18 protein-coding genes and 1 pseudogene are annotated in these 22,414 nt (G+C 35.6%); 9 read left to right on the forward strand and 10 right to left on the reverse strand.

Going from position 1 to position 22,414, the window contains the following annotated elements:
* Positions 1–194 precede the first annotated feature (194 nt).
* A pseudogene (locus H6F32_RS21235) lies at positions 195–665 on the forward strand (cadherin repeat domain-containing protein); the annotation flags it as partial.
* 207 nt (positions 666–872) lie between these two features.
* Here H6F32_RS21235 and H6F32_RS21240 read toward each other — a convergent pair.
* Positions 873–938, reverse strand: coding sequence for a GLUG motif-containing protein (locus tag H6F32_RS21240; RefSeq protein ID WP_395939613.1), 66 nt, complete (start codon positions 936–938; stop codon positions 873–875).
* Positions 939–1,037: 99 nt separating this feature from the next.
* Between H6F32_RS21240 and H6F32_RS21245 the strand changes: the two genes are divergently transcribed.
* The gene (locus H6F32_RS21245; RefSeq protein WP_395939614.1) at positions 1,038–1,958 is read left to right on the forward strand and encodes a calcium-binding protein; all 921 of its coding nucleotides are present in this window, start codon (positions 1,038–1,040) and stop codon (positions 1,956–1,958) included.
* Positions 1,959–2,509: 551 nt separating this feature from the next.
* Here H6F32_RS21245 and H6F32_RS13425 read toward each other — a convergent pair.
* The 3 genes from H6F32_RS13425 to H6F32_RS13435 all read right to left on the reverse strand — a co-directional run bounded on the left by H6F32_RS13425 (position 2,510) and on the right by H6F32_RS13435 (position 6,446).
* Complete coding sequence (locus tag H6F32_RS13425; RefSeq protein WP_190369836.1) at positions 2,510–4,747, reverse strand: tetratricopeptide repeat protein; 2,238 nt, start codon at positions 4,745–4,747, stop codon at positions 2,510–2,512.
* Between the two features lie 175 nt (positions 4,748–4,922).
* Entirely contained in the window at positions 4,923–5,702 is a 780-nt protein-coding gene (locus H6F32_RS13430; protein WP_190369837.1) for a PP2C family serine/threonine-protein phosphatase, read from the reverse strand.
* A 69-nt stretch (positions 5,703–5,771) separates the two neighbouring features.
* Complete coding sequence (locus H6F32_RS13435; RefSeq protein ID WP_190369879.1) at positions 5,772–6,446, reverse strand: VWA domain-containing protein; 675 nt, start codon at positions 6,444–6,446, stop codon at positions 5,772–5,774.
* 733 nt (positions 6,447–7,179) lie between these two features.
* Here H6F32_RS13435 and H6F32_RS13440 point away from each other — a divergent pair.
* Positions 7,180–8,637 (forward strand): response regulator, encoded by a 1,458-nt coding sequence (locus H6F32_RS13440; protein ID WP_190369838.1) that lies wholly within the window; start codon positions 7,180–7,182, stop codon positions 8,635–8,637.
* 111 nt (positions 8,638–8,748) lie between these two features.
* A complete protein-coding gene (locus H6F32_RS13445) occupies positions 8,749–9,981 on the forward strand; it encodes an ATP-binding cassette domain-containing protein (protein ID WP_190369839.1) in 1,233 nt (410 codons plus the stop codon).
* A 30-nt stretch (positions 9,982–10,011) separates the two neighbouring features.
* Here the strand turns inward: H6F32_RS13445 and H6F32_RS13450 are convergent, their stop codons facing one another.
* The 5 genes from H6F32_RS13450 to leuB form a co-directional block, all read right to left on the reverse strand.
* On the reverse strand, positions 10,012–10,491 hold the full coding sequence (locus tag H6F32_RS13450) for an MEKHLA domain-containing protein (RefSeq protein WP_190369840.1): 480 nt from the start codon (positions 10,489–10,491) through the stop codon (positions 10,012–10,014).
* Between the two features lie 680 nt (positions 10,492–11,171).
* Entirely contained in the window at positions 11,172–12,122 is a 951-nt protein-coding gene (gene accD, locus H6F32_RS13455) for an acetyl-CoA carboxylase, carboxyltransferase subunit beta (RefSeq protein ID WP_190369841.1), read from the reverse strand.
* A 413-nt stretch (positions 12,123–12,535) separates the two neighbouring features.
* Positions 12,536–13,363, reverse strand: a complete 828-nt coding sequence (locus H6F32_RS13460; protein ID WP_190369842.1) for an A24 family peptidase — start codon at positions 13,361–13,363, stop codon at positions 12,536–12,538.
* Between the two features lie 51 nt (positions 13,364–13,414).
* Positions 13,415–13,675 (reverse strand): hypothetical protein, encoded by a 261-nt coding sequence (locus H6F32_RS20600; RefSeq protein ID WP_313926636.1) that lies wholly within the window; start codon positions 13,673–13,675, stop codon positions 13,415–13,417.
* A gap of 146 nt (positions 13,676–13,821) precedes the next feature.
* Entirely contained in the window at positions 13,822–14,907 is a 1,086-nt protein-coding gene (gene leuB / locus H6F32_RS13465; RefSeq protein WP_190369843.1) for a 3-isopropylmalate dehydrogenase, read from the reverse strand.
* Between the two features lie 539 nt (positions 14,908–15,446).
* Here leuB and H6F32_RS13470 point away from each other — a divergent pair.
* The 4 genes from H6F32_RS13470 (at position 15,447) to argH (ending at position 21,028) form a co-directional block, all read left to right on the forward strand.
* Positions 15,447–16,397, forward strand: a complete 951-nt coding sequence (locus tag H6F32_RS13470; protein ID WP_190369844.1) for an ABC transporter ATP-binding protein — start codon at positions 15,447–15,449, stop codon at positions 16,395–16,397.
* A gap of 156 nt (positions 16,398–16,553) precedes the next feature.
* Entirely contained in the window at positions 16,554–18,395 is a 1,842-nt protein-coding gene (locus H6F32_RS13475; RefSeq protein WP_190369845.1) for an ABC transporter permease subunit, read from the forward strand.
* Positions 18,396–18,726: 331 nt separating this feature from the next.
* Positions 18,727–19,572, forward strand: a complete 846-nt coding sequence (locus H6F32_RS13480; protein WP_190369846.1) for a lysophospholipid acyltransferase family protein — start codon at positions 18,727–18,729, stop codon at positions 19,570–19,572.
* Between the two features lie 67 nt (positions 19,573–19,639).
* Entirely contained in the window at positions 19,640–21,028 is a 1,389-nt protein-coding gene (gene argH, locus H6F32_RS13485) for an argininosuccinate lyase (RefSeq protein WP_190369847.1), read from the forward strand.
* A 97-nt stretch (positions 21,029–21,125) separates the two neighbouring features.
* Here argH and H6F32_RS13490 read toward each other — a convergent pair whose 3' ends face one another.
* Positions 21,126–21,296, reverse strand: a complete 171-nt coding sequence (locus H6F32_RS13490; protein ID WP_190369848.1) for a hypothetical protein — start codon at positions 21,294–21,296, stop codon at positions 21,126–21,128.
* A 584-nt stretch (positions 21,297–21,880) separates the two neighbouring features.
* On the opposite strand from H6F32_RS13490, the gene H6F32_RS13495 reads away from it, so the two are divergent.
* Positions 21,881–22,375, forward strand: a complete 495-nt coding sequence (locus H6F32_RS13495) for an NUDIX hydrolase (RefSeq protein WP_199294571.1) — start codon at positions 21,881–21,883, stop codon at positions 22,373–22,375.
* Positions 22,376–22,414 lie beyond the last annotated feature (39 nt).

The raw sequence follows: 22,414 nt of genomic DNA on the forward strand, positions 1-22,414 counted from the left end.
CCATTACCAATAATCAACTTACCACCAACGCTGTATTTAACTTTGAAACCAAAAACAGTTACAGCATTAGAGTTAGAACCACAGACCAGGGTGGGTTATTCTTTGAGAAACAATTAACCATTGGAGTAACTGACCTTAACGAAACTCCTACCAACCTCACTCTTTCTAATAGTGCTGTTGCGGAAAACCAAATTATTGGTACATTAGTTGGTAATCTCACCACCACAGACCCAGATACAGCAAACACCTTTACCTATAGCTTAGTTACCGGAGACGGTGCAACGGATAACAGTTTATTTACCATTACCAATAATCAACTTACCACCAACGCCGTCTTTGACTTTGAAACCAAAAACAGTTACAGCATTAGAGTTAGAACCACAGACCAGGGTGGGTTATTCTTTGAGAAACAATTAACCATTGGAGTCAGCAACGTTAACGAAACTCCTACCAACCTCACTCTTTCTAATAGTGCTGTTGCGGAAAACCAAATTATTGGTACATTAGTTGGTAATCTCACCACCACAGACCCAGATACAGCAAACACCTTTACCTATAGCTTAGTTACCGGCACAGGTGCAACGGATAACAGTTTATTTACCATTACCAATAATCAACTTACCACCAACGCCGTCTTTGACTTTGAAACCAAAAACAGTTACAGCATTAGAGTTAGAACCACAGACCAGGGTGGGTTATTCTTTGAGAAACAATTAACCATTGGAGTAACTGACCTTAACGATAACAACAGCTTCACCACCACAGCCCAACAAGATATCATAGATGCTCAAGATGGAGAAGACACCATCACCAGCACATGGGCCAATTTACAACAAAACGACACCATCAAAGGTGGTAATGGCACAGATACCTTAATTATCAGTGGCGGAACAGTTAATGATATTATCTCCATAGATACCAGTAATACCACCAATCAATTAGATATTCCAGGGACAACAGTATTCGGATTTGAACGCTTTGATTTAACTGGCTTTACAGGTACTGTCAGCTTTTTAGGTACTGCGGGTAATGATTGGATTAAAGGTGGTACAGGAAACGATGATTTAAGTGGTGGAGACGGTAATGACTATCTGAACGGGGGAACAGGTGCAGATTTATTAGGTGGTGGTAGTGGTAATGACACTTATGTGGTAGATAATGTGGGAGATGTCATTGCTGAATTTTTAAATAGTGGAATAGATACCGTTGAATCTTCTATCACTTGGACATTAAGAAACCACTTAGAAAACCTAACCTTACAGGGAACAACCGCTATTAACGGTACTGGTAATAACCTGAATAATATCATTACAGGTAACACTGGTAATAACATTCTCACAGGTGGTGCGGGTGCTGATACCCTCATTGGTGGCGCTGGTAATGATTCCTATTATGTGGACAATACGGCAGATATCATCACGGAATTAGTAAATCAAGGAACGGATATTGTTTTCACCACTGTAACCTATACTTTAACCACCAATACGGAAAACCTAACATTACAGGGAACAACCGCTATTAACGGTACTGGTAATGACCTGAATAACAGCATTACAGGTAATGCAGCGGCTAACATTCTCACCGGTGGTTTAGGAAATGATACTCTCACAGGTAATGCCGGTGCTGATACTTTCATTGGTGGTTTGGGTAATGATAGCCTGTATTTAGGTTTAAACGATAATGCTGTGGATAACGTTAATTACGTTCTTGGTGATGGTACGGATACAGTTTACCAATTTGTGCGCGGTGTCGGTGGCGATAAACTGAATTTTACAGGTATTGCCAATTTTGATGTGATTACATCAGGTACTTCTACATTAGTGCGAGTTGGTGATGGTATTGCTGGTAATACTGGTTTTGGTACTGGTCAATTATTGGTTACGTTATCTGGTACATCAGGATTTAATAGCACTGATGCGAATGTAAACCTGTTCGGTGGTAATTTCCTGTTTAGTTAATAGCTTGGTTGGGTTGAGAAAACCCAACATCAAGCCTAACATAAAGTTATAGGATAAAAGATAATAATGTGTTACGTCCTGCGCTTTATACTTGATTTTGTAATAAGCTGTTGTGCCTTTAACTTGAATAATTAATACAAGCAAGATGCTTGTGCTACTGTAACTTCAGGTTTTTTAATTATACAGTGAGTGCTGCACATTAGCTTATTTTCTTTTATGATTAGCTATTTTGTGGTTATTTTTCACGGTAGAAAATTTTTCATTTCTTGATATACAAAGATTTCACCCATTATTTATTTTTTGTCTTTGATGTTTTTTTGCAGTCAGTGTTTTCTACTTATAATCAAAATTTTCAAACAACAATATTTTCTGCCAATTTTTTCCTAACCAGGACTGTCCATCTTTTATTGATATACAGCACGTTCCATCTATATGAGCAACAGGCAAGATGCCTGTGTTACAAGGGTTTTATCATTAATATCTGTATTTTATAATAACGGAAACTGTTGTAAAAATTAATGCAGATGTAAATGATTTCTGGAAAGATTGTATTATCTATTCATATTAAATTTATTGCTTATTTCTAAGCCACTAATTTTATCTAAATTAGGTAGAATACTATCACACCTATTAGACATTAACATACACATATTGCTCAAAGATTCTTGATAGCTTTCTATATCATTTTCTACAAGAGATATTTTCTCCGCAGTTTGTAAATCAGCTATGGCTTGTAAGTAGTTTTTATCTGTTTGTTTTTTATCATATTGAGCTAAGTCGTAATAAACCATGGCACGTTTGATGTATAATTTTGCTATGCGAGGATTGATTTTAATGGCTTGGGTAAAATCTTCAATTACTTGTTTATATTCTGCTAAATAGTTACTGCTATATTGCGCTAACTGATACCGCACTAAACCACGCTGAAAATAGGCATCTACTTTGGAAGAATTTATTTTTATGGCTTTGGTGAAGTCAGCGATCGCGTTATGATATTCTTCTAATGAAATATTGAGGTATTTGGTGAGTTCAAATCTTACTATTCCTCTTCTAATATAAGCTTCTGTGTCGTATTGATCTAAAGTTAGTGCTTGGTTAAAGTCGGCGATCGCTTGTCTATATTTTTCGTCGGGGTTGCTGCTATAGTCTGCTAACATATAATAAGTATTACCACGATTTACATAGGCTTTAATTTCTTGAGGGTTTAATTTTAATGCTTGGTTGTATTCGGCTAATGCTCCTTGATAGTCGCTCAAATTATAGCGAGCGTTACCTAAATTTACATATCCTCTAGCTTGGGGGTTTTTCTTGACGGCTTGACTAAAATGAGCGATCGCTAATTGATAATCTTTCTGTTTATAAGCTATATCACCTTGCTGATAATAGTCTATATTTGCTAAGTTTTCTGGTACGGATTTTTGTAGTTTTTCACTAGAAATCAAGTTTTGTTCGGTATAAGGATTGGCAGAAATAAAAGGACGAGTAAATTTAATCATTAGATCCAAATACCCGAAAATTCCTAAGCTTAAAGCTATAAAAATCATTCCATAGACTTTTGTTTTTGGTAGTTTTGTTACTCCTGTTTTTAAGTTAGTTTTTACGCTGGTTGTATATTGGGGTGTTACCGGTTGCTTATTATATACAATGGGGTTGGAATAATAAGGTTTAACAATTTTAGGGGTGCGATTTTTCTGATGTTTTAATTTAAGATGTGGTTGTAGATGTTGCTTATTAATGATTGCTTTTACAGAGGGAAAAGGATCTCTACCTTTTAAATGAGATGTTCTTTGACACCAAGGACATTCCTGTAGGTGACTATAATACCAATGTTGGGTGTTATTAGAACAAGTAAGTAAAGTTTCTTCTATATCGGCTAATGTGGATAGCCATGTTTGGGCTGTGGGGCGTAATTGTGGGTTATCGTGACCTTTTTCAAAACAATTTAAAAATAATTCTTGTAAGTTAGGGTGTAATAGTTTCCAGGCGGGGGCTATGGGGGTGGGTGCGTAGGGAACTTTTTTATTTTGACTGTAAGTAAAGTGTCCGGCGGCGATTCGTGCTTCATAACCTGGAGGATCACCAATGCCTTTGAAAATACCCGAATAAGGATGGGTTCCTTCCATTAATAGTTGGAAAATTAATACTCCTAGCCCAAATAAGTCATGATAGGTTTCTCGATCATAATCTCCAAAAGTTTTATTTTGTAATTCTGGAGGAGTATATTCTGGTTTACCCATAAAACAGCGATAAACCTGATTATTCTCTATATTTTTTACTTGAAATGAGTCTGTATCTACTAATGTTACTAAGGCTGTGTTGCTTACTAAAATGTTAGATTCGTTAATATCACCAATACAATAACCACTAGTGTGTAATGCTACAAAAGTAGATGCTAAGTTTCGAGCGGTTCTTAATAAATAACGATAATTAAATAACGGACAATATTGGCGACGAGTTCTGGGATTATAAAAATCTACTATTGGTCTCATCCTTTCAATTTTTGGCATTAAAAAGCCAATTATATTTTTACTGCCATCTACTGTTTCTAATAATTCCAGTGGCCAAGCAATAGAAATATGTCCCATATTAGCTGTAGGATCAGTAGGGCGATTGGCCAGCATTGTTTGCAGTTTTTCAGCTGATAAAAGGGTTGGTTTGTGATATACCTTTGCTACCAAATTATCATCGGATGGTACTGCATAAATACAGGCTTCTCCCCCACGTCCTATAATGACGGAGAGGTTGAGAATTTCTTGTTTGTGAACAGAACGACAACGTATTACTTGCATAACGTAATTACAATTGTAAAGGTTTATTTGAAAAGATATGGCAATGAAATAGACTTCTCTCAATTTACAGATTTAATGCACAATAAACTTACTAATTTTTACTGTTTTATATATTGCAAATCCATTCATCTAATCATTGCTGTATGACTTGGCTAAGACTTTATTTATCCATTAATTAATTAATTAACGCAGCTAACACTAAAGTTAGATCGTCATCAGTACGTTCTGTAATCTTATCAGAATTTAAAAATTTAATTAGCTGATCTTTAGCTAATACTTTATTTTCTGCACTGGATACAAATTGGAATAATGGTAAGAAAAATGGTTTATGAGGTTCCATGGCTGTCATATTTAAAGCTAACATTTGTAATCCGTCGGTTAGCACTCCTATGTTAACTATTTTATTTCGCCATATTTTAGTTTGTACTGTATCTAAGGCATTAATAGAGGTTAAAAATATGGTTTCGTTGATATATTCACCGCTATTGGGCATGGTTAAAGCAAATAGTTCGCCTATATTGTTCTTAGCTACTGCTACACCGTCTCCAATTTGTCCTACTGCTACTAAATTGGGTGTGGCAATCATAATGATTAATGTTGTGGCTAAATCATGGAGTTGGTGATTGCCTGTCATTGCTTCATCGGCGATCGCTTTTTGAGATACTGCTATGGTATCGTTGAGCAAATCTGTAATAAAGTCGTCGTGTTGTAGTTGATCTGGACTAAAATGCTGTTTTGCAAGATGGGCGATCGCTGTTTCTACGGCGATCATTGCTCCTACCTTTCCTAAATTAGCAGAACCAGCACCATCAGCCGTTGCCACCAGCAACATATTATTATTTAATACTTGCCAATGGTGAGCATCCTGACACAATTGTTGATTTTTTACGTGACTAGTACCACATACGGATGCTGACACTATGCGCCATTGCTGATTCTCTATTTTTTTATTCATATCACCCATAACTTAATTATCCATAGCTAACAGATAGCCAATTAGCTAACAGTTAGTTCAACGAGTATTTTAAACAGATCCCCAACCAATAGGAGGTAAAGCCACCTGTTCATTTACTTGGGAGTGGGATACCGCCGACATACTAGCTGATAACCACACGAACATCTCAATAAAGTTCAAACCTTTTAGCTTGAGGGGACTGCGAACGGCAATTTGACTTAGGAAACTCATATTAGCGTTTTCTACACCTACAGTAAAGAATGCTACTTTTTTATTAGCTTCGTTTTCTTGTAATCTCTGGGCTGCTTGTTGTATTAGATGATCTAATTCTCCCTGGGGTTCGCCATCAGTAATCATAAATATCCAGGGACGATAATAAGCAATACCATTTTTGCGATATTGGTATTTTCGTTCTTGAATAATATCTAAAGCCTTATGAATCCCTGAACCCATATTTGTTAATCCTTGGGCAGTTAAAATGGGAGGATTAAACTGATCTGCTGTGACAAAATCCTGTACCACATTGACATGGCTATCAAAAGTAACAATTGCTACTTCTACTCTTCGAGAAGCGAGGGTATTTTTCACCAGTTCATCTTTTAAACTTAGTAACCCTTGATTAAGGGATTCTATCCTATCACCTTGCATAGAACCAGATGTATCTAATAATAATACACATGGACAACGAGGTTCAGGATTTTCGGCAAATTCTACAACTTCATCCAGGTTAAATGTATCAATCATAACGTTTTGTGTTATGTTATAGTCCAAAGTTTTGTTTTCCTTTTTTTTAAAGTATATCGGTTCTGATGCTAGTATGACTACAATTATACTGTTTTGCCCTGCTGGCAGTTATTCTGAATCAGGGTAATAAACATACAACAAGTTGTAGTTTGTAGGAGGTACAAAATTTCATCAAGCACTGATCAAAAAGTCTGACCTAGAATTTTATCAATTTTATGTCAGTTGCCAATTTTCTATGACCTCTTCTTTACTGTAATAATCAATATATACATTTACCTCCGTTTTTGTTTAAAGATTATGTGCATTTTTTTCTGGTTTCATGTAAATCAATTCACTGGTAAAATTTAAGGTTCATGTATCAATAGTCTACTTATTGATCATGTTTATAATTAATTGTCTCTGGTGGATTTTGATATGGGAAAAACCGATTTTATGGCAACCTATTTCTGGCAAACTGATCATTTACAGCATATTCGATCTACATGAGGTACACTATGAACACAGTAAGATGCCCGTGTTACAAGGGTTTTATTATTAACATATGTACCTTATAATAAGGGAAACCGCTGTAGTTTAGAATATTAACCAGAAAAGAAGGCGTTAATTAAAGTAATTAAAGTCATGATCCTATCATGATGCCAATGTTTTTCCTAGCGATCATCTCAAGAAAGACAATTCTTTAATCTTTTTCAAGATTAGCTTGTTTTATCCGCATAGAAAAATTATAGAAAATATGAAGAATACTGGTTCATTTACTCATTTATCTCCTCAAGGTTTATTAAGACAATTAAGTAATTGTTGTGAAAATACTTATGTTCGAGTATTAAGTAATTCTGTATATTGGTTAATATACATAGAATCAGGAAAGATCATTTATGCTACTTATTCAGTAGAGTCTTTTGATAGATTAGAAAGAGTAATGCGTAGTCTTAGCCCGAATATTCCATTAGTAGCTAGTGAGATACGCGCACAAATGCGGTTGCAGTTTGAGGGGAATGAACAAAATGAACATTTGCTTGAACCTCCTGAATATGCTGCTATTTCTTGGTTAGTTGCTGAGAAGCATTTACTGTTTAACCACGCATCTTTGCTGATTCAAGAATTAATTAAAGAGACAATTTACTCTTTTTTATTAATTAAATTTGGTAGTTATGAATTAGATAATACTATCAAAATTTCTGAGAAATATTGTAGATTAGATGTTAATTATCTCCTGGAATATAGTGAAGATTATCGGCAAATTTGGCAACAATTTTTACCTTATGTTTATTCTCCTTATCAACGTCCTTATTTATTGATAAGTAGGAAATTTGAAGATAAAAAATTACCACCACTTCCTGAAAATTTAACTAATTGGATGAAGGGTTTTAGTTTACGTCATCTAGCGATAATTATGGATGAGGATGAATTACAATTACTTGTAAATTTGTATCCATACATTGTCAAGGGTTCGATAGTTTTACATGAACCAGATCCTCCATTTGATAAATTACCAAAAATTGCTGATCATCAAGAATATCTTAGTAAGACTGACTTAGTACGTGGTAAATCATTTGTTATTAATGAATCTCCTATATTGCGGAAAGTAATTCCAACACAAACTACTGTTACTGTACCACAGCAGTTAATTGAACAACCAATTGAACCACCTATTGAACAATCAATCATAGCAAAAGTATCTGAAGAAGTTACACCACAATCCTTATTAATAAATGTTACCAATGAAGGAGAATTAGAGTCAGATCAAGAATTTTCCCTAGCAACTGTTACTAATAGCATAGAGTTGGATTCAGAAAAAGTTAATGAGAATACCAAAATTGAGCAAAAAATTTACAAAATTATTTCCGTAGATGATAGTCCCACTATTCTCAAGGAAATTAGTCGTTGTTTAGAAAATGAAAACTTCTCTTTAGTGACAATTAATGAGCCAGTAAAAGCGGTAATGTCTATTATTAGACATAAACCAGATTTAATTTTACTGGATCTAAATATGGCCGGAATTGATGGTTATGAGTTATGTAGAATTATCCGGAATAATTCGATGTTTAAGAAAACACCGATTATTTTTGTCACGGGAAATAAGGGAATTATTGATAAAGTTAAAGCGAAGTTTGTTGGTGCTTCTGGGTATTTAACAAAACCCTTTACTCGCGCTCAATTGCTAAAAATTATTTTTATGCACTTGACATAATTTTTTTGGTGGTAATTGATGTTAAAATCTATGACAGGGTAGAGGGAATAGGTCATGGGGATGATTAGTAAAAAAGTTATTTTATAAGTTGAAAGGGTATCATTAAATATTGTGGCACAAGTTATATTAGAGAACGTTTATAAGAGTTTTTCTCCTCGTCATGAGTCTGACGAACAAGCTGAAAATCTGGCGGTTTTAAGACGAATCAATTTAACAATTGCTGATGGGGAATTTATTGTATTGGTTGGACCTTCGGGATGTGGTAAAAGTACATTATTGAGGTTAATTGCTGGGTTAGAAGAGATTACTGGGGGGAATATTTATATAGGCGATCGCTTGATCAATGATTTACCTCCTAAAAATAGAGATATCGCTATGGTATTTCAAAATTATGCTCTGTATCCCCATAAAACTGTGTATGAAAATATTGCTTTTGGGTTACGTCGTCGTTTAGGAAAAAATCACAATAAGCAGAATAAAATATCCCAATGGGGAGAGAATTTATTAACAGGAATGACCCGAAAACTACCTGAGAAATTGAGGTATTTTTCGGCGGAGGAAAATATAGTTGATCAAAGAGTGCAACAGGTTTCCCAGTTATTGCAAATTGAATCATTATTAAACAGACTACCAAAACAATTGTCAGGAGGACAAAGACAAAGAGTAGCATTAGGAAGAGCGATCGCTCGTAACCCGCAAGTATTTTTAATGGATGAACCGTTATCTAATTTAGATGCAAAATTGCGAGCAGAAACCCGGACACAAATAGTTAAATTACAGCGACAATTGGGAACAACTACTATTTATGTAACCCATGATCAAACTGAAGCGATGACCATGGGCGATCGCATAGCGATAATGTCAGCAGGACAAATTCAACAAGTGGCAAAACCATTAGAATTATATAATTATCCTGCCAATATTTTTGTAGCACAATTCATTGGTTCCCCCCCCATGAATTTTATTTCTGTGCAATTTAATGGACCATTACTAATTACCCATCCACACTTTCGTTTTACGTTACCAAATACGTGGGCAAAAGCCCTAGAAAAGTATGATGGAAAAACATTAATTTTAGGTATTCGTCCAGAACATTTTAATTTGAGTGTACCTGCAACTAAAAATCTACCTGTGAAAGTAGAACTAGTAGAAAATTTAGGAAATGATACTTTTTTATCGGCAAAAATTCATGATCCTGATGTAGAAACTAGGGTAGATCAAAATTTACAAATTCGTATTCCTCCTGATAAAATGGTGAGCATAAATGAACAAATATGGTTATCAATTAATCCTGAAAAGATTCATTTTTTTGATCCAGAAACAGAATTAGCAATTTATCCTTGATCAAGAGTTGATCAATAATTAATTCAGCAATTAATTCAGCATTTCCCAAGTAGAAAACGTGGCAGCTTGTCCACAAAGTTGCTGATGTTCATCTAATAAATTCCAGAGGATACCATCAGGAATAAAAAAGCGCTGACCTTTAGTAGAAATTCTTACTACCTGATAATTACAAATACCCTGTTCTTGGCAATTTTTAATAATGCGATCGCGTTCTGCTTGTTCTATGGGTTCTGCACTTTTACGGGAGGGTAATTTGATCAACTCATCCCAGTCTATTTCCCATAAACTTAAGGCCATTTGATTGCCATAATTAAAAATGGGATCATCGGCATTAGTGTGAGATAATACTGGAAAATCGGCATGAAATAATCTTGCTGCTATTTCTTTATCTGTTCCGTTTGTGTCAATTAAATGTTTACCAGTCCAATGATAGTAACTATTGAGGATAGTGAGACTTTGAGTAATGACTGATATTTGTTGATAAATTATCTGAGTTTGATGATTAGTCATGATGATACAGCACTTTTGGAGTAAATGAAGTACACAAATTTTAGAGGGTAGTTTTAAAAATTGAAGTTCAATCGCTTAGTGTACCTCATAAACCTCGAATATGCTGTAACTTTGAATTAAAGGAGAAAAAATCTAGAAATGAAGTTAAGCTGTTGTGCCTTTAACTTGAATAATTAATACAAGCAAGATGCTTGTGCTACTGTAACTTCAGGTTTTTTAATTATACAGTGAGTGCTGCACATTAGCTTACCACCAAAAATCACAATAGTAGATCAATCTCAAGATTTAGAATATTGAAGTCTGTAGAATTGTCTCAAAGTATGTATGATTGTATCAGTAATTGTAAAATATTCTTAAAATGATCCTGTACATCCTTAAATCCCTGGATATCCTAATTTGTGACAAATAAAAAATAGGAAAAAGAATTAATTATCAATTATCAACAGCACTTACGCAACTGGCACATTAGTAGGGTGTGGTTCGACGAGACTACTAACCACGTCAGACAGTATAAGTCATGTAAGTAACCAAATTGTTCATATCTGACGCACCCTACAACAGATTTTGTACTCTGAAACTTGCATAAGTCCTAATCAATTATCCTACGCATTCAGCCATCAGCTATACCGATAGCTGAATACTTATCAATGATCAATGATCAATTCTTTCTGCATATCTTCCTACTCAACTACAGAATGACTTAACTTCATACTTTCCCATAAAGCCATATTTGGTGCAGTAGGTAAAGGTTGATGTAAAGATATTAATTGTGCCAAAGTATTTTTTAACTGCGTTCGAGGTACAATATCATCCACAAAACCATGTTTTAACAAATCCTCAGCCGTTTGAAAATCTTCCGGTAATTTCTCCCGCAAAGTTTGTTCAATTACCCTTCTACCAGCAAAACCTATAGTTGCTTTTGGTTCAGCAATAATAATATCACCTAACATGGCAAAACTCGCTGTTACACCGCCAGTAGTGGGATTTGTTAACACGGGAATATACAACAGTTTCGCATCTTGATGTTGTTGTAACGCACCGGAGATTTTCGCCATTTGCATTAATGATAACATCCCTTCCTGCATTCTCGCGCCACCGGAAGTACAGACTATAACCACAGCATACCGACGTTGTGTAGCTTGTTCAATTAAGCGAGTGAGTTTTTCCCCCACTACAGAACCCATACTACCACCCATAAACCGGAAATCCATCACTCCTAAAGCTATGGGTAGGCCGTTAATTTCTCCTAAACCTGTTTTTACAGCATCCACTAATCCTAGCTTATCCTGCATTTCTTTGAGGCGATCGCTATAAGGTTTTCTATCCTTAAATTGCAAAGGATCAGTTGGCCGTAAATGATCATCTATAGATTTCCATGTACCAGGATCAATTAACTGTCGAATCCGTTCATCACTATCCACACGATTATGATGACCACATTCTGCACAAACCATTTGATTAGCTTTTAAATCTTTTGTATAAGATAAAACACCACATTGGGAGCATTTATGCCATAAACCATCTGCTATTTCCCTTTCTTGACGTTCTAAATTAGAATTAGTAGATTTGCGACGGTTTGCAAACCAATCAAATAGAGACTTTAAACCACGTGATTCTTCGTTGTTTGCCATTTTTATCTTAATTTAGTAGTAGGGATGGGTTAAAAAGTAACCACCGGAAAAGGTTGTCACCACAATTGTAGATTTTCAATTGAAGATTTATAAATAATTGACAATTGGTAATTGATAATTGGTGATTGGTAAAATGATTATCTATCATTTATTGCCTGCCATATATTACCAAAATAGTAAATCTTCATAACGTCATATCAATTACATTAACGAGTGACTCTTGAGTATGGAGTGCAGACTACTGACTCCTGACTCCTACAGGACTTACGCAACTGGTACATTGGCAAGGTGTGGTTCGACAAGCACACCAACCACGTCAGACAGTATAAATCATCTGCATAACCAAATTGTTGATATTTGACGCACCCACTCAACAGATTTTTTAGTGTGACACTTGCGTAAGTCCTATCCTATTACACCAAAAATAGTTTCATATAACCAGATAACATATTTTCCCCTACAAATAGCGTAATTACAGCACCTAAGGCCAAAAAAGGACCAAAGGGTATTTTTTGATCTCTGGTGCGCCCTAATAGTAAAATAGCTCCTATACCAATCACAGCACCGATAAAACAACCTATAAAACTTGCTAAGAGTAAATATCGCCATCCCAGCCATGCTCCCATCATAGCCGCTAATTTTGCATCCCCCGAACCCATCGCAGCTTTTTTAAATATTATAGAACCTAATACAGCAATACCATCAAATAACCATATTCCTAAAGTTGCCCCACCTATACTAGTCATTAAATGTTTAGCTACGCCTACACTAGAATTAGCCGATAATAAACCTAACACAAGATGAAATACAATTCCTGCAACTAACCCCGACTTAGTAAGCTGGTTAGGTAAGGTCATTGTATCAAAATCTATCATTGATAAGGCTAATAACCAGCTACAAAAAGCCCAATAACCGATAGTCAAAGGAGAAAATTGAAAAACCCAAAATACCGCTAAAAAGATTAATCCCGTAAAACCTTCTACCAATGGATAACGACTAGATATCTTTGTTTTGCAAAAATGACATCGTCCTTTTAACCATAACCACCCAAACACAGGTACATTCTGATAGGGTTTTAATCTATTTAAACATTTAGGACAACGAGAAGGCGGCCATAACACCGACAAACCAGCAGGGAGACGGTAGATAACCACATTGAGAAAACTACCCACAGAAGCACCAACAGCAAACACAAATACACCTACAAGTATATTTGTGACAGCATAAACAAAACTATCCATATTTTACAAAAGTGATTAAATGATTAACTTAATTAAAATAACTAATCATCACTAATATACATAGGATTCAATTTGACTTAATGGTACGAAACACTCCTGTGGAAGTAATACTGGACACCCGGTAAAAATCACTTTACCGCGATAAGTGACACGGCTAATAGCGACTCCGGTAGCCCTTCCCTGGATTTCTGGGTGTACCTCACAGTAGGTATAATAAATCTGACTTGCTGCCCTAATCAATGTAGGATCAACTAGAGGCAGATGGCGTTTGGGAGGGGCAAAATTTGTTTGTTCTTGTTTTAAAGCGTACACTATAATTTTTGGTGTTGATTTTATAGATTTTGATAGATTTTGTTTTGAAGTCATGTAAGGTAATTGGTGATGGGTAATTGGTAATTGGTAAGTAATTCTTGCACTGTCACCTGTCACCTATAACCTGTCACCTATCACCGCACTTATTATAATTCAAGAATTTGTAATAGTGCATCACCCATAGCACGACAACCAACGAGTTTCATTCCTGGGGACATAATATCTCCTGTGCGATAATTTTGTTGTAAAACCTGTAACACTGCATTTTCAATTAAATCTGCTGCCTGTGGTTGGTTTAAATCGTAGCGTAACATCATTGCCGCACTTAATACCTGTGCCAAAGGGTTGGCTTTATCTTGTCCAGCAATATCTGGTGCTGAACCATGAACGGGTTCATAAACTCCTGGACCATTAGCACCCAAACTAGCAGATGGTAACATTCCTATACTACCAGTTAACATGGCGGCCGCATCAGAAAGAATATCACCAAATAAATTACCAGTAACGATGGTATCAAATTGTTTAGGAGCGCGAACTAATTGCATGGCGGCATTATCTACATACAAGTGAGATAGTTCTACTTCGGGATATTCCGCAGCTAATTTTGTGATCCCTTCGCGCCACAGTTGGGATACTTCTAATACATTGGCTTTATCAACAGAACAAAGTTTTCCTCCTCGTTTTTTGGCTGTTTCAAAGGCAACTTTGCCAATTCTGTGGATTTCTGACTCGCTGTAAACCATCGTATTTACACCACGTTTTTCTCCGGTTTCAGTAGTAAAAATACCTTTAGGCTTACCAAAGTAAATACCACCAGTTAGTTCACGTACTACCATGATATCTACTCCGTCTACTACCTCTTTTTTCAAAGTAGAAGCATCTATCAATTGAGGTAAAATTTTCGCAGGACGTAAGTTAGCAAATAGTTCTAAACCTGCCCTTAGTCCTAATAAGCCTGCTTCTGGACGTTTGTAAGAAGGTAGTGTATCCCATTTGTAACCACCAATAGCAGCAAGTAATACAGAATTACTGTTGCGACACATATCTAAAGTAGCAGATGGTAAAGGTTCCCCAGTTTCATCAATAGCTGCACCACCAATTAAAGCAGTCTGAAAGGTAAATTTCAGATCAAAGCGTTTACCAATAACATTTAATACTTCCACTGCTACGGACATAATTTCTGGACCGATGCCATCACCAGGAAGTAAAGTAATATTGTAGTTTTGAGTCATAGTTAGGTTTTGTGGAGATTGTAAACAGATAAGAAAGATATCATACCGCAGTTTGGAAAAGATCCCTTGCAAAAGATCCCCGACTTCTTTAAGAAGTCGGGGATCTGAACTTTTGAATGTTTATAAATGACATCTTTTGTGATGGAATATCAGATGATTTTGTAAATTAATGAAAGTCATAGCAGCAGATGAATTTTATGCTGTAGAAATCCAAGTAAAAACTCGTTCTATATTGCCAGAAAATTTAAAAAATTATCATCAAATATCATCATAAAACAAATTAAATTTCATGTTAATAGGACTTATCTAGGGTGTAGTTCCACAAGCTCACCAACCACGTCAGACAGCATCAATTATGTCAATAAATAAATTCTTGATACCTGACACACCCTACTAATGTGCCAGTTACGTAAGTCCTGTTTCATTTTCCGAAACAAGGGTAAAAATTGTTGTATAAGTAAGTTAGTTTATATCATGCTGAATTTTCTGGACTTGATTTTTCATGTCTGTGATACCCTTTATACAGCATTTTTACAGCTATGGCTAAAGAAATCGCAATTCGTACTAATGGACTAACCAAGCAATTTGAAAAACATATTGCTGTAAATAATGTTGACTTAGAAATCCAAGTGGGTGAAGTTTATGGGTTAATTGGTCCTAACGGTGCAGGTAAAACTACTTTAATTAGGATGTTAGCTACTGCGGAAGAACCTACTACTGGTGAAATCTATATTAATGGAGATAAATTATTAAGAGATCAAACAAATCTTAAAATTAAACGTCGTTTAGGATACTTACCGGACGACTATCCACTTTATGAAGATTTGACGGTTTGGGATTATCTGGATTATTTTGCGCGTTTGTATCGTTTAACGGGAAAACATCGAACTCAACGTTTACATGAAGTTTTAGAACTAATCCAATTAGTTAATAAACGTCATAGTATGATTTCTACCCTATCACGGGGGATGAAACAACGTTTGAGTTTAGCCCGTACTATTATCCATGAACCCATTTTACTGCTTTTAGATGAACCCGTATCAGGACTTGATCCTATTGCGCGGATGCAGTTTAGAGAAATTATTAAGGCATTGCAAGAAGCAGGAATGACAATTTTAATTTCTTCCCATGTTTTAAGTGACTTAGCAGAGTTATGTACATCTGTAGGCATTATGGAATTAGGGTTTTTGGTGGAAAGTGCTTGTTTGCAACATCTTTATCAACGTCTATCTCAACAGCAAATTTTTATCTCAACTTTGGGTAATTTAGATGTATTGATAAGTGAGATTAAGAATTGTGATTTAGTGTCAGAATGGGAGGTAATTCAGGGTAGAAATAGTATCAGAGTGAATTTTTCTGGTAAGCCGGAAGATAGTGCGAATTTATTGCGATCGCTTGTTAGTGTAGGTATTCCTTTAACAGAATTTCATTGTACACAAGAAGACTTAGAAACCATTTTCTTAAAATTAGGACATAAACAAGCATCGTAGTAACTTATCAGCTATCAGCAGTTAGCAAAAAGTTGATATTTTGGCTATCTTTTTGGATTTTTTGGATTTATTTTATCAATAAAAAACAATTTCCATGTCGTTAACTAACCGCTAAAAAATGAAAATAAACACTCACAAACTTTGGAGTAATTAACCATGTTGATGAATTTTATAGACAAATTAACAGACAGAATAGGAGAAGCTAATCCCCAACTATTTCGAGAAGTAAAAGGGAGGTTTAACCCCTTAAATTTGATTCTAGTAATGGGATCATCTATACTTGTGCAACTGCTAGTTTTCCTCTATCAATTAACTAGTTTTCCTGGGGATAAATACTATCTAACCGATACGTACTGTGAATTTAATAAAGTATACAATGGTAGCCAGCAACAACTTTATAGCTTGATTAATTCCTTGGAAAGTAAAATTTCTAATTATCAGCAAATTACCCTTTCTGATCCTACCATAATTCCCAAATTACAGGAACAACTGCAACAAGCGCAAACCGAGTTAAGTCACCTGAATAACTATGTAGCTAAAAACTTTTGTCCTCCGAATCAAATCAACTATACATTATGGTGGAGAGATCATTGGGAATATTATTTTCTCACATTTACTGTGATTTTCATTTTCACATTACTAGTAGCAGGAACTTACACCCTAATTCACGACTTATCCAAAGAAGAACAACGAGGAACATTAAACTTTATTCGTTTAAGTCCACAAGCAGAAACCAGTATTTTAACTGGCAAAATGTTAGGAGTACCCAGTTTAATATATCTTGGGATTTTGATAGCTATTCCCTTGCATATAGTTGCAGGAATTGGTGCAGATATAGCATTTAGTTACATTGTTAGTTATTACCTAACTTTGATAGGCTCTGGCATTTTATTTTATAGTGCCGCCATTTTATGTGGCCTACTAAATCGTTCATTTAGTAATTTTTTATCCTGGTTAGGAAGTGGTTCTGTTTTGCTGTTTTTGTTCATGACAATGGCTTGCACATATTTCTATCCCTATGATAATGACATAATCCAAAATCCTTTTTCTTGGGTGAGAATACTTAGTCCTTGGGAAATTACGAATTATCTTTTCCCTAATTTATTTGGTTATTCCCATGATTCTGGAATGAAAAAATTGATGTTTTTTGCCTTACCAATTGGTAGCAATACTTTTACATTGTTGCTATTTCACTTAGCTAATTATGGCATTTGTTCCTATGGAATTTGGCAAGTAATTAAACGTTGTTTCCGTAATCCCAATACGACAATATTAAGCAAGAAACAAAGTTATGGACTAGTGGCATTTTTGCAAATCATGTTTTTAGGCTTATCTGTCCCAGCAATAGGTGAAAGACAAGATTTAGATGCTTTATATATTGTGATGTTTTGTAATTTTGTCTTAGTTTTGTGCCTAATATTGATTTTAGCCCCACCTCGTCAAACTATTCAAGATTGGTCCAGATATCGCCATGAAGATGAACTTAAAAAGTCCAGATGGCAAGATTTAATGTTTGGTGAAAAAAGCCCTGCTATTGTGGCTATAGGCATTAACCTTTTAATTGTCACCATACCTTTAGCAATTTGGATTTTCACTATTCCAGAAAGTCTTTATCGTTATGATAATTTACCACAGATCAAAGTATTATCGGAGATGATTTTCTGTGCTAGTTTAATCATGCTCTATGCCACAGTTGCCCAATTAGTGCTATTGATGAAAAATCCCAAACGTTATGTTTTTGCGGTGCTTGCTGTGGGAGGATTAATCTTTTTACCACCAATTGCTCTGGCATTTTTGGGCATTAGACAATATGATTATCCCATTGTTTGGTTATTTTCTACCTTCCCTTGGTTTGGTTTACAAGAACTAGGGTTAGAGACTATTTTCATGGCATTATTAGGACAAATGACTGTTACTGCTGTGTTAAATTTCCACCTCTATAAACAGATGAATAAATTAGGAGAATCTGCAACTAAAGCCTTATTAGCTTCGAGATAAATATGCAACGGAAGTTGGCAAATTTGTAGTAGGGCGTTTTTATTGCCTAGAGTAAAGAAGTGATATTTTTTTGAAAAAATCAAAAAAATATCACTTCTTTTTAAGATTTTAGATTATGCTAAGATTAGTAATGCTCGGAATTAGTATTAGAGGATGTTTTAAAAGTATGGGACGAATATCATAAGGCTTACGCTACGGTAATTGCTCATTACTCATGTCTGAGCAACAATGATAATTGTCTGAAAAAGTTGTTCAAAAAATTGCCAAAAAATATATTATTATGTATAATATTAGCTAAGGTCTAAAAGTATCACAAATATAGAATAATTCCATGTTAGAAATTTCCACTTTACCACATAAAGATTTAGGATGGTCTTTAGATAAACGAGATCCCCAATTTATTCAGGCAATGATGCCTCTTCTCAGTATTATATATAATTTGTATTTTCGTGTTAATACCAGTGGTTGGGAAAATGTCCCTAACGAAAAAGTTTTAGTGGTTGGTTCTCATAATGGTGGTTTAGCCTCCCCTGATACTTCGATGATGTTGTATGATTGGATACGTCGCTTTGGTACAGAAAGACCTATTTATGGCTTGATGCACCCCAAAGTTTGGGAAGTGTTTCCGCAAATCGTGGGATATGCTATGAAAGCTGGTGCAGTACGTGCCCATCCAAAAATGGCTCACACGGCTTTTAAAGCTGGAGCGACGGTTTTAGTATATCCAGGTGGTGCAGAAGATGTTTTTCGTCCCTATCAAATGCGGAATCAAATATATTTCGCGGGTAGAAAGGGTTTTATTAAGTTGGCGTTGCGAGAAAATGTACCTATTTTACCAGCGATTTCCTGGGGAGCGCATGATACCTTAATTGTTTTAGCTGATTTATATAAGTATATGCAAAAATTGCACGAATTAGGTATACCTTGGATTTTGAATATCGATCCTCTGGTATTTCCTGTGTATCTGGGAATGCCTTGGGGTTTAGCCTTTGGACCTTTACCGAATATTCCTTTTCCTAAACAGATTTATACTAGAGTATGTAAACCGATTAGGTTTAATAGATATGGCAAGAAGGCAGCAAGCGATCGCTCCTACGTTAATGAGTGCTATGAATTGGTACAAAACCAAATGCAGCAAGAATTAGATGATTTAATTAAGCAAGCTGGTAAGAATTAGCAGCACGGAACTTGGAAGTTTACAATGCCTAAAACTATAGTAAGATTATAATTTTCTCTTTTCATTTATGACGGAAAAACAAACTTGGAGTCAACGTTTTGAATCAGCATTACATCCAGCGATCGCTCGTTTTAATGCTAGTATCAATTTTGATATAGAACTCATAGAATATGATCTTACTGGTTCTCAAGCCCATGCCAAAATGTTAGCTCACACTGGAATAATTTCCTCCGCAGAAGGAGAAAAATTAGTTACAGCGTTAGAACAAATTCGCCAAGAATACAGACAAGGTAAATTTACCCCCGGCATAGATGCTGAAGATGTTCATTTTGCTGTAGAAAAACGGCTTACAGAAATTATTGGTGATATTGGTAAGAAAATACATACAGCTAGATCCCGTAATGATCAAGTCGGTACTGATACAAGACTATATCTCCGCGACCAAATCCAACAAATTCGTCAACAACTGCGTCAATTCCAAACAGTCCTTCTTGATCTTGCAGAAGCAAATGTAGAAACCTTGATTCCTGGATATACCCATTTACAGCGTGCCCAACCAATAAGTTTAGCTCATCACTTATTAGCATATTGGCAGATGGCACAACGGGACTGGGAAAGATTAGCAGATGTTAATAAAAGAGTTAATATATCTCCCCTGGGATGTGGAGCATTAGCGGGAACAACATTCCCCATAGATAGAGAATATACAGCCAAACTATTGGAATTTGATCACATTTATGCTAACAGTCTGGATGGAGTGAGCGATCGAGATTTTGCCATAGAATTTCTCAGCGCAGCTAGTATCATCATGGTTCATCTGAGTCGACTATCGGAAGAAGTGATCTTATGGGCATCGGAAGAATTTCGCTTTATTACCCTCAAAGATAGCTGTGCTACTGGTTCTAGCATTATGCCTCAAAAGAAAAATCCCGACGTGCCTGAATTAGTGAGAGGAAAAACAGGGCGCGTATTTGGTCATTTGCAAGCCATGTTAGTCATTATGAAAGGTTTACCCCTGGCATACAACAAAGACTTGCAAGAAGATAAAGAAGGTATATTTGATAGCGTAAATACTATTAAAAACTGCCTAGAAGCAATGACAATTCTATTTCAAGAAGGTTTAGAATTTAGACCGCAACGACTAGCGGTGGCAGTTACAGAAGACTTTTCTAACGCTACAGATGTAGCAGACTATTTAGCAGCTAAGGGAGTACCATTTAGAGAGGCTTATAATCTCGTAGGTAAAATTGTCAAAACCAGTATTAGTTCCGGTAAACTATTGAAAGACTTAACCCTGGAAGAATGGCAAACATTACATCCTGCCATTGAAGCAGATATTTATGAAGCCATAACTCCTAAACAAGTTGTAGCAGCCCGTAATAGTCACGGTGGTACAGGATTTAATCAAATTAGACAAGCTATTTTAGCAGCGAAAAAAGAACTTAGCATGATCTAAGAGTCAGGAGTCAGGAGATCAAGAAGTCAGAATAAAGAATTTTTGCTCTCACCCCTCCCCTCTCCCCTCTCACCTGAGAAGTTCACAAACAGAGAAATTAGTCAGCATCCATAGCTGCTGCACCCGTTGCTTCATCTTCTTCACTCTTAGGCGATCTTTGTTGGAATCGTCTGCCCATTCTACCTGTAGTAGTCCGTTTACGAAACTTTCTGGCGTAAGCCTGGTTTCGTAGCGCCTTTTCTTTTTTCGGGTTACGGCGCTTTGCCATATTCACCTCGTAAATAAACAACAAAAAACTTGCATCTAGGCATTATGTAGGCAATATCAATTACTTGGTGTTATTGAGATACTTTTACCCTAGTGCGAAAATCAATAAGTATTAAACAACGTATCATTCTACCATAACTACAATACTTCTGTCAAGCGATCGCCAAATTCCTAATTTTTTGCATTTTTGCAGGAGATAGGGATCTGTTGACTCACTGTATAATTAAAAAACCTGAAGTTACAGTAGCACAAGCATCTTGCTTGTATTAATTATTCAAGTTAAAAGCAAGATATCTTAGCACATAAGTTGATTTTTTATCTATCAGGCCTTAGAATCATAAATCAAACTCCAGCTATTTGTAGACGCAAAACATCAACCTAATGAATTAATTAATAATGAAGTTAATTAAAATTATACATAGGACTTACACAAGTGTCACAGCAAAAATCTGTTGTAGAGTGCCTCAGACTGAATGCCTGCAAATAAACAGACTGTTGATATCTGACGCACCCTACCAATGTGCCAGTTGCGTAAGTCATGATACAAATAACCGAAAAATATTGTATAATCAGGTCGTTTTACCATTGAAACTCTTTGCTTTTTTTACACCCGTGATTGATTTTGGCTTTAGCATTAAAAAACTCTTGCAAACAGTATTAGGTATAATATTTCGCCATCCTATTACTGGTACAAGTATCATTCCTGTTTTACCAAATGGAGAAATTGTCCTGATTAGACGGAAAGATGATGGATGTTGGTCATTACCAGGTGGTGTGGTAGATTGGGGAGAAGATATTAGAAGTGCTGTGCATCGAGAATTAAAAGAAGAAACTGGATTGGAAATAACTAATATTAAGCGATTGGTAGGGGTTTATTCATCACCAAATCGTGATCCTCGCATTCACTCAATTTGTATTGTGGTGGAAGCTCAAGTACAAGGAAAAATGGAGATATCTGATCCTTTAGAAGTAATAGAAATACAATCTTTTCCTCTTAATTCCCTGCCAAAACCCAATATGTCTCATGACCATTCTCAACAATTACAAGATTATTTTAATGGGTTAACAACTCTTGCTTAACTATTATAAGGTGTACTACACTACATATTAACAAAATTG

Source organism: Anabaena sp. FACHB-1237 (genome assembly GCF_014696225.1).
Taxonomy (GTDB): Bacteria; Cyanobacteriota; Cyanobacteriia; order Cyanobacteriales; family Nostocaceae; genus FACHB-1237.

Bases quoted from the DNA above. Each gene is read 5' to 3' on its own strand.
- H6F32_RS13480 (WP_190369846.1), top strand. From the start codon at position 18,727: ATGTTAGAAATTTCCACTTTACCACATAAAGATTTAGGATGGTCTTTA.
- H6F32_RS13490 (WP_190369848.1), bottom strand. From the start codon at position 21,296: ATGGCAAAGCGCCGTAACCCGAAAAAAGAAAAGGCGCTACGAAACCAG.
- H6F32_RS13430 (WP_190369837.1), bottom strand. From the start codon at position 5,702: ATGAATAAAAAAATAGAGAATCAGCAATGGCGCATAGTGTCAGCATCC.
- H6F32_RS13425 (WP_190369836.1), bottom strand. From the start codon at position 4,747: ATGCAAGTAATACGTTGTCGTTCTGTTCACAAACAAGAAATTCTCAAC.
- H6F32_RS13470 (WP_190369844.1), top strand. From the start codon at position 15,447: ATGGCTAAAGAAATCGCAATTCGTACTAATGGACTAACCAAGCAATTT.
- H6F32_RS13435 (WP_190369879.1), bottom strand. From the start codon at position 6,446: ATGATTGATACATTTAACCTGGATGAAGTTGTAGAATTTGCCGAAAAT.
- H6F32_RS13460 (WP_190369842.1), bottom strand. From the start codon at position 13,363: ATGGATAGTTTTGTTTATGCTGTCACAAATATACTTGTAGGTGTATTT.
- H6F32_RS13450 (WP_190369840.1), bottom strand. From the start codon at position 10,491: ATGACTAATCATCAAACTCAGATAATTTATCAACAAATATCAGTCATT.
- leuB (WP_190369843.1), bottom strand. From the start codon at position 14,907: ATGACTCAAAACTACAATATTACTTTACTTCCTGGTGATGGCATCGGT.
- accD (WP_190369841.1), bottom strand. From the start codon at position 12,122: ATGGCAAACAACGAAGAATCACGTGGTTTAAAGTCTCTATTTGATTGG.
- argH (WP_190369847.1), top strand. From the start codon at position 19,640: ATGACGGAAAAACAAACTTGGAGTCAACGTTTTGAATCAGCATTACAT.
- H6F32_RS13475 (WP_190369845.1), top strand. From the start codon at position 16,554: ATGTTGATGAATTTTATAGACAAATTAACAGACAGAATAGGAGAAGCT.
- H6F32_RS13440 (WP_190369838.1), top strand. From the start codon at position 7,180: ATGAAGAATACTGGTTCATTTACTCATTTATCTCCTCAAGGTTTATTA.